Here is an 11757-nt window from a genome sequence, read left to right on the forward strand (position 1 = left end):
GCTCGGCGGTTGAGGGTACCGTGGACACGATGGCGACGAGCGACGGTACAGCGACCGACGGCACGGTGACGGACGGCACGGCGACCGACGGCACGGTGACGGACGGCACGGCGACCGACGAGACCGTCACCGACGTCGATCGGGCGGTCGCGGTCCTCCGCGGCAAGCGCATCGCCGTCCTGACGGGTGCCGGTGTCAGCACCGACTCCGGCATCCCCGACTACCGCGGCGCGGGCCGAGTCGTCCGGAAGCCGATGACCTTCCAGGAGTTCCTCTCAGACCCCGCGAAGCGCCAACGCTACTGGGCGGGCTCGCACCTGGGGTGGCGGACGTTCGCTGCGGCCCGGCCGAACGACGGACACCGGGCACTCGCCGCCCTCGAGTCCGCCGGGATCGTCAGCGGCATCGTCACCCAGAACGTCGACGGCCTGCACCTGCGAGCCGGGTCCCGTCGTGTCGTCGAGATCCACGGCTCGATGGACCGCGCCGTCTGTCTGACCTGCGGGCAGGTGTTCTCCCGCGCCGACCTGGCCGCCGTGCTGGACCGCGAGAACCCGTGGATCGACGAACCGGGTTCGGTGCAACTGCAGCCGGACGGCGACGTGGAGATCAGCGACGTCCAGCGTTTCCGGGTGCCTGACTGCACCGTGTGCGGCGGCGTGCTGAAGCCCGACGTGGTGTTCTTCGGCGAGTTCGTCCCCGCTGAGAAGTTCCGTGAAGCCGTGTCGATCGTCGCCGAGGCGGACGCGTTGCTCGTCGTCGGGTCGTCCCTCACCGTGAACTCCGGTGTCCGCCTGCTCGACCACGCGACCCGGCGGAAGCACCCGGTCGTGATCGTGAACCGCGGCGTGACCCGCAGCGACCGTCGTGCCGCGGTGAAGATCGACGCCGGCACGACCGAGACCCTCGTCGAACTGGCGGCGCGGCTGTCCGCGTCTGCGATGATCGACGGGTGACGACGCTCCTCTACCTGGTCCGCCACGGTGAAACCGACTGGAACCGGCAACGACGCATCCAGGGTTCGACGGACGCGCCGCTCAACGACACCGGGCGCCGACAGGCCGCCGAGACCGCTACGCTGCTCACCCGCCGCCGGTTCGACGCCGTCGTCTCGTCGCCGCTGTCCCGGGCGCTCGAGACCGGCACGATCATCGCCACGCGCCTCGGCCTCCCCGAGCCGTCGACGTACGACGGGCTGCGTGAACGCTCCTACGGTGACGCCGAGGGGCTCACGCACCCGGAGATCGAGGCCCGCTGGCCGCACGACGCGGTGCCGGGGCGCCAATCCCGCGTGGCGCTGCTCGACCGCGTCACCGAGACGCTCGCCGAGATCGCCGTCCGCTTCGACGCCGGCTCGGTCGTCGTCGCGACCCACGGCGCAGTCATCCGGACCGTGGTCGACGCGGCCGCTCCGGGCACCATCGAGCGGTCGACCGTGCCGATCCGGAACGGGTCGGTGCACTCGTTCCGCTGGGACCCGGAGCGCTTCCGTGCAGAACTCGTCCGCTCCGACGACCCGATCGAGGACGTCTCGGACGCCCCGGGTCGCTACGCCTTCGAGTACCAGAACCCGCTCGAACGCCGGCACTGACCCGGGTCAGGTGCCCGAACCGCCCGTGTAGCCGGTCCCACCCGCGGTCCGGGCGGCCTGCGCCTCGGCCACCCGCAGGTCGTGGTCACCCGGACCGCTGCCGTGCAGGACACCGGCCTCCGGCAGGTCGCGCAGCAGACGCGCTCGGCGGCGGTCGGTGACCGCCATCCCGACGGCGATCGCCACGATGACGACGCCGACAACGATGAGTGTGAAGAGCATGGTCCCCCCGTCCGACGGGAGGCCCGTGCCCCCGTCGAACTCCACCGTAGCGTGACCGAGAGCACACGCCCAGTGCGCGGACTACGCTCCGGTGGACGACGCGGCCCGACGCTCGGTCCGCCCGCTGCGAGGTGACGCTGTGAGCGCTGGTGGACGGCACACCGACGGTCCTCGCGGCCGCGATCCGTGGGATGACGACGACGACCTCGACACCGCGTTCGGACCGGACACGGCGTCGATCCGCGCCCGGTCTCGTCCCGAGCGGGTCCGGGCTGGAACGGCGATCGTCCTCGGCGTCATCGGCGTCGCGGTGGTCCTCGTCGTGGTGCTCGGCGTGATCCTGTCCGGCGTGCAACGCGGCGTCGGGGGCGTGTTCCCGCAGCCCGAGGCCGACCGGGCGCGGTTCGTGGCGGCAGCGTCGGCGCTGCCCGGGGTGACGGCCGTCGAGCGAGCCCGCAGTGAGAAGACCTCGTTCGCGGGCTACGACGTGACCGCGCTCGTGCGTGCCGATCCGGCGCTCGGTGCCGAGGACCGCCGCGCACTCGTCTCGGCCGTGAGCGCCGCTGCGGCCGATGCCTCGGGTTCCGGCGTCCGCATCTGGGCCGACGTCGACTTCGGATCGCAGCAGGTCGGGGTGTCGGACTCCGAGGATGCCAGCCAGCGACGACTGCGGATGGCCGGACAGCTCGACGCGATCGGTGGCGTGGTCGGCGTCAGCTGCACGTTCGCAGCCGGCGCCGACGGGCGCTCCGACGAGCCTGCGGCGCAGCAGGTGACGGTCCGGTCAGCGGGTACGGGCACCGGGTTCGCCGCGGTCGCGGCTGCCGCCGAGCAGGTGGGCGACGACGTCTTCCCGGGCGTGCAGGTCCGGACCGTCCAGCCCTGAGGTCCGGACGGCGACCCCGTCAGCGGCGGTGGGCAGCTCGGTCCGAGACGGCGCGCTCGACGGCACGGACGACCTGCTCGGCGGAGTCCTGCCAGCGGAACCGGGCCGCCTGCGCGACCGACGCCTGCGAGGCGGTGCCCCAGCGGGCCTCCAGTCGGCGGACGGCAGCCGCGACGGCAGAGGGCGACGAGGGGTCGAAGTACTCGGCCACCTCGCCCCCGATCTCCCGGAAGATCGGGATGTCGCTGACGACCACCGGTGTCCCGACACCCATCGACTCCACCAGCGGGATCCCGAAGCCCTCGTCGTACGAGGCGGTCGCCAGGGCCGTGGCGGACCGGAGCACCGACCGGTACTCCTCGTCGCTCGCGCCGTCGTGGAAGACCACGGCGCCGGCCGGCGCGAGACGGCCGATGCGTGCCCGGTCGGCGTCCGACACGCGCGACATGCAGTGCAGGGTCCAGTCCGGCCCGAGCAGGGGCAGGGCGGCCGCCAGCGTCTCGACGTTCTTGTACGGCATGAACGAGCCCATGTAGACGAGCGACTTCTGGCGGGGAGCGTCGGCGTCCCGGGGCTCGGCCGGGTCCGCGGCGTTGTACGCGACCGTCACGGGACGATCGGTCAGCCGGTGCTCCCGGATCAGCCCAGCGGTCGTCTCCGAGACCGTCACGACCCCGTCCGCGCCGTTGAGCAGCATCCGCTGGGGCCACCAGGCCAGGTGGAACGCACGCCAGCCGAGGCGCAACGGCCACGAGAACTCCCGCGGGGGTGTGCGGTTCCGGTAGTAGATGAGGTCGTGGAGCGTGAGCACCAGGGCGTACCGGCGGCCACGGGAACCCATCGTCTGCATCGGCGAGAACACCGCGTCGAGGCCCAGGCGGTTGACCCGCCGCGCCACCAGCGGCTCCCCCGCCTCGGTCGGCGCCGGGACGAGTTCCCACGGCAGGTGTGACGGGAGTGACCCGAGCTGCCGCTCGTCGGACACGAGCAGCACGTGGTCGTGTCGGTCCGGCAGGTGCGCGGCGACCCCCGCCGTGAAGCGGCTGATCCCGTCATGGCGGCCGATGCGGACGTAGCGGCAGTCGATGCCGATCCGGAGGCGGGTCACGAGGTCTGCATCCGTCGGAGGACCGCGCTCGCGGCCGCGGCGGGCGTCTCGTAGTGCACCAGGTGGCCGACGCCGGGGACGACGACGAGTTCCGCGTCGGCGAGGCGCTCCGCCAGGGCACGCTGCTCCGGGACGGCCGTGATGTCGTCGTGCTCGGCGGCGACCAGCAGGACCGGCACCGGGATCCGGTCGGCGAACTGGGCGACGTCGTGCGTCACGGACGTCCGGAACGCCTCCATGACGCTGGTGCGGTTCGCGAAGGCCGAGAAGTAGCGGTCGTGCTGGTCGTGCACCCACCGCCGGAGCGACGGCCGGCGCGACTTCAGCATCGCGATGCTCATCGCCCGGACGATCGCCCGGTTCCGCAGGAGCCCGAGTCCGAGCGGGCGCGGCAACCAGGCGCCGAGACGGTAGTACGCGATGGCGATGGCGGTGCCGACCGCCCGGGGACCCTGCAGCGCGGGCGCCGCGATCGGGTTCACCAGGACGAGCAGCCGGGTGTCGAGCCCGGCGGCGGCCGCAGCCGACACGACGATCGACCCGAAGGAGTGGCCGAGGACGACGGTGTCACGGTCGAGCCCGAGTGCCGTCCGGAAGCCCTCGAGCCAGTGGACGTAGCCGTCGAGATCGGAGGTCGGGAGCGGGTCGGACACGCCGAACCCGGGCAGGTCCGGCACGATCACCCGGACGCCGGTCGGGTGTCCGGACACCAGGTGCGCGGCGATCGACTCGAGTCCGTGGTGGTCGCCGCGGAACCCGTGCACCGCGAGGACGGTCGCCGGCGCGGTCCCGGCGTCGGCGGGGCCGTACTCCCAGAAGTGCGTGGTCCGGTCCGCCACCAGGACCGAGCGGTGCACGACGGGGGTGGCCGCCATCAGCGACTGGTACGGGGACAGCACGGGCGGTTCCATCCGCGTCAGTCTAGGGAACGTCCCCGGTGACGTGGTGTGCGCGTCGGGGGTCGCCCGGCTAGCGTGTCCGGGGCGGCCCTCCTGCTCTGGAGGCCGCCACGACCTCCGAGGAGCACGGTGTCCTTCACAGCCCCGATCCAGCAGCCCGGACTGACCCTCGACCCGCTCTGGTACAAGCGTTCGGTGTTCTACGAGTGCATGATCCGCTCGTTCGTCGACTCGAACGGCGACGGCACCGGAGACCTGCAGGGCCTGATCAGTCGCCTCGACTACCTGCAGTGGCTCGGCGTCGACGCCCTCTGGCTGCCGCCGTTCTTCCGTTCACCGCTGCGTGACGGTGGCTACGACATCTCCGACTACAAGGCGATCCTGCCCGAGTTCGGCACCCTGGACGAGTTCCGTGAACTCGTCACGAAGGCGCACGAGCGCAACATGCGCATCGTCATCGACATGGTCATCAACCACACGAGCGACCAGCACGAGTGGTTCCAGCAGTCGCGCGAGGACCCGGACGGCCCCTACGGCGACTTCTACGTCTGGCGGGACACCGACGAGGAGTACTCCAACATCCGCGTCATCTTCGTCGACACCGAAGAGTCCAACTGGACCTTCGACCCGGTCCGACGGCAGTTCTTCTTCCACCGGTTCTTCTCCCACCAGCCGGACCTCAACTACGAGAACCCGGCCGTGGTCGAGGCCGTGTACGACGTCGTCCGGCACTGGCTGGACCTCGGCGTCGACGGCCTGCGGCTGGATGCGATCCCGTACCTGTTCCAGTCGGAGGAGGGCAACGGCGAGGGCGAGCCGGAGACGCACGAGTGGATCAAGAAGCTCCGCACGATGATCGACGACGAGTACCCGGGTCGCGTGCTCATCGCGGAGGCGAACCAGTGGCCCCGGGAGACCGCTGCGTTCCTCGGCACCGACGAGGAACCCGAGTGTCACATGGCCTTCGACTTCCCGGTGATGCCGCGCATCTTCTACTCGTTGCGGGCCCAGCACGCCAAGGAGCTCCAGGCGATCCTCTCCGAGACGCTCGACGTGCCGGAGACCGCGGCCTGGGGTGTGTTCCTCCGCAACCACGACGAACTCACCCTCGAGATGGTGAGCGAGGAGTACCGGCAGGCGATGTACGGCTGGTACGGCTACGACCCGCGGATGCGGTCGAACATCGGCATCCGGCGACGGCTCGCACCGCTGCTGGACAACTCGCGCGCCGAACTCGAGCTCGTGCACGCGCTGTTGTTCTCGCTCCCCGGCTCGCCGTTCCTGTACTACGGCGACGAGATCGGGATGGGCGACAACATCTGGCTGCCGGACCGCGACTCGTCCCGCACGCCGATGCAGTGGACCCCGGACCGCAACGCCGGGTTCTCGTCCGCCGACCCGGGCAAGCTCTTCCTGCCCGTCGTGCAGTCCCTGGTGTTCAACTACGCCCAGGTGAACGTCGAGGCCCAGCTGGCGCAGTCGCGCTCCCTGCTGCACTGGATCCGCAACGTCATCCACGTGCGGAAGGCGCACCCGGTGTTCGGCATGGGGTCGATCGCCGTGCAGCAGACCTCGAACGACAGCGTGCTGGCGTTCGTCCGGTCCTGGGCGGGCTCCGGCTCGGACCAGCAGTTCGGGCCGAGCGCCGAGGACGTGCTCTGCGTGTTCTCGTTCGCGCACAACCCGACCTCGGTGACGATCACCGCGCCCGAGTACGCGGGCCGGCCGCTGGTCGACCTCTTCGGTGGCGGCGCGTTCCCGTCCTTCGACGCCGAGGGCACCGTGACGCTGACGCTCGGCACGCAAGCGTTCTACTGGCTGCACGTCGGTCGGGGTGCGGAGAACACGAGCGCGCCTCGCGGGGCTGTCGGTGCCGTTGGCTAGCCTGACCGCGTGACCTCCCCCGCTGCCGCGCTCGACCCGGCGACCCGGCCCCCGCAGGACCTGACCACCCGACCGTGGTGGCACGCGCTCGGGGTGTTCGACCTCGAGACGACCGGGATCGACGTCGAGACCGCGCGGATCGTCAGCGCACACGTCGGCCTCATCGACATGACCGGCCGCTCCATCGTCGAGGGCAGCTGGCTCGCCGACCCCGGCGTCGAGATCCCCGAGCAGGCCGCGGCGGTGCACGGCATCACGACCGAACGCGCCCGTGCCGACGGACGCCCGGCCGGCGAGGTCGTGGCCGAGATCGTCGCCGCGGTCGAGGCCGTGTTCGCGCGCGGCATCCCGCTGGTGATCTACAACGCCCCCTACGACCTGACGCTGCTCGACCGGGAGGCCAAGCGCCACGGGATCGCCTCCCCCGTGATCGGCAACGTGGTCGACCCGTTGGTGATGGACAAGGCGCTCGACACCTACCGGAAGGGCAAGCGGACGCTCGAGGTGGCGTCGCAGCTCTACGGCGTGCAGCTCGACGACGCGCACGACGCCGGTGCCGACGCGATCGCCGCCGGTCGGGTCGCGCAGGCGATCGCCGCCAAGTACCCCGACGAACTCGGCATCAGTGCCGAAGAACTGCACCGCAAGCAGGTGACGTGGTGCTCCGAGCAGGCTGCGTCGTTCCAGGAGTACATGCGGGGCAAGCGCGACCCCTCGTTCACCGCCGACGGCCGCTGGCCCCGACGGCACTCGGCCCCGAGCATGTAGCATTCCGAGAGGGGGAGGGCCGGATCGCGCCGTCCCCTCGACGACCGCACTGCAGGCACCGCCTGCACCGCTCAAGGGGAGATCCGCGCACGTGTTCCTGAAGACCTTCGGGTGGTCCCTGGCCATCACCGTGCTCGCACTGGCCATCGCGCTGGTCTACGGCGGATGGAGCGCGGTCATCATCACCGCGATCCTCGGCGTGCTCGAGATCAGCCTCAGCTTCGACAACGCGGTCGTCAACGCCCGCATCCTCGAGCGGATGAACCCGTTCTGGCAGAAGATGTTCCTGACGGTGGGCATCGTCATCGCCGTCTTCGGCATGCGCGTGCTCTTCCCGCTGCTCATCGTCGGCGTCACGGCGTCGCTGAACCCGGTCGAGGCCGTGCAGCTCGCGCTCGAGAAGGGGCCGATCGACGAGCCCGGCACGTACGCGTACCTGCTCCACGAAGCGCACCCGCAGATCGCGGCCTTCGGCGGCATGTTCCTGCTGATGATCTTCCTGGACTTCATGTTCGAGGAGCGCGACATCCTCTGGCTGCGCTGGCTCGAGCGCCCGTTGCTCTTCATCGGCAAGCTCCCGATGGTCAACGTCATCGTCGCCCTCGTGCTGCTGGCCGTCGCGGGCACCACCGCCGGCGAGCACCAGTCGACGGTCCTCATCGCGGGCATCGCCGGCCTCGTCACGTACTTCCTGGTCACCGGACTCGGCGGGCTGTTCGACGTCGACGACCCGGAGGACGACGGCAACTCGTTCGAGAGCACCGGCGAGATGGTCGCCGAGGCGAACCGCATCAGCAACAAGCGCCGCGTCGGCAACGTCGCCGGCAAGGCCGCGTTCCTGCTGTTCCTCTACCTCGAGGTCATCGACGCGTCGTTCTCGTTCGACGGGGTCATCGGCGCCTTCGCGATCACCGCCGACCCGATCATCATCGCGCTCGGTCTGGGCCTGATCGGTGCCCTGTTCGTGCGTTCTCTCACCGTCTTCCTGGTCCGACAGGGCACGCTGGACGAGTTCGAGTACCTCGACCACGGGGCGCACTGGGCGATCGGTGCTCTCGCGGCGATCCTGCTCGTCACGATCACCACCGAGGTGAACGAGGTCGTCACCGGCCTCATCGGCGTCGTCTTCATCCTCGCCGCGTTCATCTCCTCGGTGGTCCGCAACAAGCGCAAGGCCGGCGACCACGAGCCGGCAGACGACCACGCAGCCGTCGCCTCCTGACGGTCGCGACGACTGCACCACCGACGAAGGGTTCACCGCAATGGGTCTCAGCCTCCAGAAGGGCCAGGCGCTCTCGCTCACGAAGACCGACGGCAGCGCACTGACGCGCGTCCGTCTCGGTCTCGGGTGGGACGCCGTGGCGACGAAGCGCGGCCTGTTCGGCGGCAAGAAGTCCGCGGACGTCGACCTCGACGCCTCGGCGGTCTTCTTCGGCGCCGACGGCCAGCCCGTCGACTACGTCTGGTTCAACCAGCTCCGCAGCAAGGACGGCTCGGCGCAGCACACCGGTGACAACCTCACCGGTGAGGGCGACGGCGACGACGAGGTCATCCGCATCGACCTCAGCGCGGTGCACGGCGCCGTGCAGCAGATCGTCTTCGTCATCAGCAGCTACAGCCGGCAGACGTTCGACAACGTGCAGAACGCGTTCTGCCGGGTGGTCGACGACTCGACCGCCGGTGCGCCCGAGGTCGCCCGCTACCAGCTGACCGACTCCGGCCAGCACACCGCGATGGTGATGGCGAAGGTGTCCCGCACCGGAGCAGGATGGACCTTCACGGCGATCGGCGAACGTGCCGACGGCCGGACGGTGCAGGACCTGGTCGGTCCCGCGGCCGCCGCGCTCTGACGGCACCCCACCAGACGGAAGGACGACCGATGGCGACCCTCTCGCTCTCGAAGGGCAACAACCTCTCCCTGACCAAGACCGACCCGGGGCTACGACGCGCCATGATCGGCCTCGGCTGGGATCCGCGGACGACGGCCGGCGAGCAGTTCGACCTCGACGCCTCGGCCCTGCTCGTCGGTGCGAACGGCAAGGTCCGCTCGAACGACGACTTCATCTTCTACAACCAGCTGCAGTCCGTCGACGGTTCGGTCGTCCACCAGGGTGACAACCGCACCGGCGAGGGTGACGGCGACGACGAGCAGATCCTCATCGACCTCGACCTGGTCTCCGCCGACGTCGCCCGGGTGGTCATCGTCGTCACCATCGACCAGGCCGACGCCCGCCACCAGAACTTCGGGCAGGTGCGTGGCGCCTTCTGCCGGGTCGTCAACGACGAGACCGGCAACGAGGTCGTCCGCTTCGACCTCACCGAGGACGCCGCGTCGGAGACCGGCATGATCTTCGCCGAGATCTACCGGTACGACGGCGAGTGGAAGTTCCGCGCGGTCGGCCAGGGCTACGCGACCGGCCTCCGCGGCGTCGCGACCGACTACGGCGTCGTCCTCGACTGACGGTCAGACGACCTCCCTCCCCCACAACCGAAAGGACCCGATCATGGCCGGACTCTCCCTCAGCAAGGGCGGCAACCTCTCCCTCACGAAGACGAGCCCCGGGCTCACCGTGGCCACCGTCGGCCTCGGCTGGGACCCGCGCACCACGGCCGGCGAGGCGTTCGACCTCGACGCATCGGCGCTCCTGGTCGGTCCCGACGGCAAGGTGCGCTCGGACGCCGACTTCATCTTCTACAACCAGCCCAAGAGCGCCGACGGATCCGTCGAGCACAAGGGCGACAACCGCACCGGTCAGGGCGACGGTGACGACGAGCAGATCGCCATCGACCTGCAGAGCCTGCCGGCCGACGTGGACCGTGTCGTCGTCGTGGTCTCGATCGACCAGGGCGAGGCTCGTCGGCAGAACTTCGGCCAGGTCCGCAGCGCGTACTCCCGTGTGCTCGACCAGGACGGCGCCGAGATCGTCCGCTTCGACCTCTCCGAGGACGCCGCCCCCGAGACCGCGATGATCTTCTCGGAGATCTACCGCAGCGGCGCCGAGTGGAAGTTCCGCGCGGTCGGCCAGGGCTACCAGTCCGGTCTCGCCGGCGTCGCGACGGACTTCGGCGTCAATCTCAGCTGACCCAGCGCCACCAGCAGCACCCAGCAGTCCCCAGCAGCGCCCAGCAGCACCCAGCAGTTCCACCTCGTCACAGGAGACCACCGATGCCCGGACCGCTCGCTCCGCCGGAGCCCACCGACCCGTCGCAGGACGCCCTCGTCCTGCGTGCTGCCGACGCTGCCGAGGTCGTCACCCCGGACGACGCTCCGGGCATGGTGCCGGTGGACGCGGACCGGCAGGCGCAGATCGCGGCCCAGGCCCGGGAGTTCGTCGACGAGGTCGCCCGGCTCGACCCGCGGTCCCCCGCGTTCACCGAGAAGGTCGACGGCATCAACGCGATCGCCGGGTCCGAGATCGCACGGTCCGGCGGGTTCTCCTCGCGCATGCTCGAGCGCTCCCAGTCGTCGGTCGCCGGCGCCAAGCGGACCGGGGACGGCACGCAGGTCAAGGTCGCCACCACGCTCGGCGACCTGCGGTCCACGGTCGAGGACCTGACGCCCAACGCGGCCGACCTCAGCACCGGCCGGAAGATCCTCGGCATGATCCCGGGCGGCAACAAGCTGGCGAAGTACTTCCAGCGCTACGAGTCCGCGCAGACCCAGCTCGACCACATCATCAAGTCCCTGATGGCCGGGCAGGACGAGCTCCGCAAGGACAACGCGACGCTCGCCGACGAGAAGGTCCAGCTGTGGGAGACCATGCAGCAGCTGAGCGAGTACGCGGTGTTCGCGAAGGCCCTGGACGCCGCGACGGTCACCAAGATCGAGAGCCTGCGGAACGGCGGCCGCGTCGACGAAGCGCAGAAGCTCGAGTCCGACGTGCTGTTCCCGGTGCGGCAGCGCCACCAGGACATCCTGACCCAGCTGGCCGTGTCGGTGCAGGGCTACCTGGCGATGGACCTGGTCCGGAAGAACAACACGGAGCTCATCAAGGGTGTGGAGCGCGCCCGCACCACGACGATCGCGGCGCTCCGGACGGCCGTCGTCGTGGCCCAGGCACTGGCGAACCAGAAGATGGTCCTCGACCAGATCGACGCGGTGAACAACACCACGAACGCGATGATCCTGCAGACCAGCGAGATGCTGCGTGACCAGACCACGCGGATCCACGAGCAGGCGACGAACTCCGGTGTCAGCGTCGAGACCCTGCAGAAGGCGTTCGACAACGTGTTCCAGACGATGGACGCGATCGACTCGTTCCGCTCGCAGGCGGCACAGAACATGTCCTCGACGGTGTCGGCGCTCGAGTCCGGCATCCAGCGCGCCAAGCCGTACCTGGAGCGCGCCCGCCAGACCGACGACGACCCCCGGTCGGTCACGCGATGACCCCTGCGGTCG

The 11757-nt window shown here is 70.3% G+C and carries 13 protein-coding genes; 10 read left to right on the forward strand and 3 right to left on the reverse strand.

The features are described 5' to 3' along the window. The first annotated feature begins 29 nt into the window (after positions 1-29). Positions 30-956 carry an NAD-dependent protein deacetylase gene (locus DEJ31_RS01335; protein WP_111121174.1) on the forward strand — a complete coding sequence of 309 codons (927 nt, stop codon included), beginning with the start codon at positions 30-32 and terminating at the stop codon, positions 954-956. After that, the gene (locus DEJ31_RS01340) at positions 953-1591 is read left to right on the forward strand and encodes a histidine phosphatase family protein (protein WP_111121032.1); all 639 of its coding nucleotides are present in this window, start codon (positions 953-955) and stop codon (positions 1589-1591) included. Before DEJ31_RS01335 ends, DEJ31_RS01340 begins: the two co-directional genes overlap by 4 nt. A gap of 6 nt (positions 1592-1597) precedes the next feature. Here the strand turns inward: DEJ31_RS01340 and DEJ31_RS01345 are convergent, their stop codons facing one another. Then, complete coding sequence (locus tag DEJ31_RS01345; RefSeq protein WP_146240625.1) at positions 1598-1813, reverse strand: hypothetical protein; 216 nt, start codon at positions 1811-1813, stop codon at positions 1598-1600. A 139-nt stretch (positions 1814-1952) separates the two neighbouring features. Here DEJ31_RS01345 and DEJ31_RS01350 point away from each other — a divergent pair, with 139 nt between their 5' ends. Beyond that, positions 1953-2699 (forward strand): hypothetical protein, encoded by a 747-nt coding sequence (locus DEJ31_RS01350; protein WP_146243080.1) that lies wholly within the window; start codon positions 1953-1955, stop codon positions 2697-2699. A gap of 19 nt (positions 2700-2718) precedes the next feature. On the opposite strand, the gene DEJ31_RS01355 is transcribed toward DEJ31_RS01350, so the two are convergent. Continuing rightward, positions 2719-3807 carry a glycosyltransferase family 1 protein gene (locus DEJ31_RS01355; RefSeq protein ID WP_111121034.1) on the reverse strand — a complete coding sequence of 363 codons (1089 nt, stop codon included), beginning with the start codon at positions 3805-3807 and terminating at the stop codon, positions 2719-2721. Next, entirely contained in the window at positions 3804-4718 is a 915-nt protein-coding gene (locus DEJ31_RS01360) for an alpha/beta fold hydrolase (protein WP_111121035.1), read from the reverse strand. The genes DEJ31_RS01355 and DEJ31_RS01360 overlap by 4 nt, the downstream gene beginning before the upstream one ends. 117 nt (positions 4719-4835) lie before the next feature. Between DEJ31_RS01360 and treS the strand changes: the two genes are divergently transcribed. The 7 genes from treS (at position 4836) to DEJ31_RS01395 (ending at position 11745) form a co-directional block, all read left to right on the forward strand. After that, the gene (treS, locus tag DEJ31_RS01365) at positions 4836-6590 is read left to right on the forward strand and encodes a maltose alpha-D-glucosyltransferase (protein ID WP_111121036.1); all 1755 of its coding nucleotides are present in this window, start codon (positions 4836-4838) and stop codon (positions 6588-6590) included. Between the two features lie 9 nt (positions 6591-6599). Next, positions 6600-7358, forward strand: a complete 759-nt coding sequence (locus DEJ31_RS01370) for a 3'-5' exonuclease (RefSeq protein WP_375334541.1) — start codon at positions 6600-6602, stop codon at positions 7356-7358. A 91-nt stretch (positions 7359-7449) separates the two neighbouring features. Then, positions 7450-8580 (forward strand): DUF475 domain-containing protein, encoded by a 1131-nt coding sequence (locus DEJ31_RS01375; RefSeq protein ID WP_110902256.1) that lies wholly within the window; start codon positions 7450-7452, stop codon positions 8578-8580. Between the two features lie 40 nt (positions 8581-8620). Beyond that, complete coding sequence (locus tag DEJ31_RS01380) at positions 8621-9208, forward strand: TerD family protein (RefSeq protein ID WP_110902255.1); 588 nt, start codon at positions 8621-8623, stop codon at positions 9206-9208. 29 nt (positions 9209-9237) lie between these two features. Next, positions 9238-9819, forward strand: coding sequence for a TerD family protein (locus DEJ31_RS01385; protein WP_110902254.1), 582 nt, complete (start codon positions 9238-9240; stop codon positions 9817-9819). Positions 9820-9862: 43 nt separating this feature from the next. Continuing rightward, positions 9863-10441, forward strand: coding sequence for a TerD family protein (locus DEJ31_RS01390; RefSeq protein WP_110902253.1), 579 nt, complete (start codon positions 9863-9865; stop codon positions 10439-10441). Positions 10442-10524: 83 nt separating this feature from the next. Beyond that, positions 10525-11745, forward strand: coding sequence for a toxic anion resistance protein (locus tag DEJ31_RS01395; RefSeq protein WP_110902252.1), 1221 nt, complete (start codon positions 10525-10527; stop codon positions 11743-11745). Positions 11746-11757: the final 12 nt, after the last annotated feature.

The organism is Curtobacterium sp. MCPF17_031, assembly GCF_003234035.1.
GTDB lineage: Bacteria > Actinomycetota > Actinomycetes > Actinomycetales > Microbacteriaceae > Curtobacterium.

What these genes read in the sequence shown, in the direction of transcription:
- DEJ31_RS01335 (WP_111121174.1), top strand. Translation starts at nt 30, where the DNA reads ATGGCGACGAGCGACGGTACAGCGACCGACGGCACGGTGACGGACGGC.
- DEJ31_RS01360 (WP_111121035.1), bottom strand. Translation starts at nt 4,718, where the DNA reads ATGGAACCGCCCGTGCTGTCCCCGTACCAGTCGCTGATGGCGGCCACC.
- DEJ31_RS01385 (WP_110902254.1), top strand. Translation starts at nt 9,238, where the DNA reads ATGGCGACCCTCTCGCTCTCGAAGGGCAACAACCTCTCCCTGACCAAG.
- DEJ31_RS01390 (WP_110902253.1), top strand. Translation starts at nt 9,863, where the DNA reads ATGGCCGGACTCTCCCTCAGCAAGGGCGGCAACCTCTCCCTCACGAAG.
- DEJ31_RS01345 (WP_146240625.1), bottom strand. Translation starts at nt 1,813, where the DNA reads ATGCTCTTCACACTCATCGTTGTCGGCGTCGTCATCGTGGCGATCGCC.
- DEJ31_RS01380 (WP_110902255.1), top strand. Translation starts at nt 8,621, where the DNA reads ATGGGTCTCAGCCTCCAGAAGGGCCAGGCGCTCTCGCTCACGAAGACC.
- DEJ31_RS01395 (WP_110902252.1), top strand. Translation starts at nt 10,525, where the DNA reads ATGCCCGGACCGCTCGCTCCGCCGGAGCCCACCGACCCGTCGCAGGAC.